Annotated in this window: 1 protein-coding gene; it reads right to left on the bottom strand. The window is 67.9% G+C overall.

What is annotated here, in order from left to right:
- Nucleotides 1-246, bottom strand: a 246-nt coding sequence (locus RMT89_RS44795; RefSeq protein ID WP_315889492.1) for an NADP-dependent isocitrate dehydrogenase, incomplete at both ends; no start/stop codon positions are given.

Here is a 246-nt window from a genome sequence, read left to right on the forward strand (position 1 = left end):
CTCGCCCTCCTGCACGGGCAGCGATTCCTTGAGGACGGTGACGGTGCCGTCTTCGGCGGTGTGGCGGATCGTGAGCACGTCGTCGGTCGGCATGATGACCGACTGCTCGTTGTGGCGGAAGTCGTGGTCGGCCATGGTGGCGACGTTGGTCTTGGAGTCGCTGCTCCACGCGCCCATGCGGTGCGGGTGCTTGCGGGCGTAGTTCTTGACGGACTCGGGGGCGCGGCGGTCAGAGTTGCCCTCGCG

The organism is Streptomyces sp. P17, from assembly GCF_032436805.1.
GTDB lineage: Bacteria > Actinomycetota > Actinomycetes > Streptomycetales > Streptomycetaceae > Streptomyces.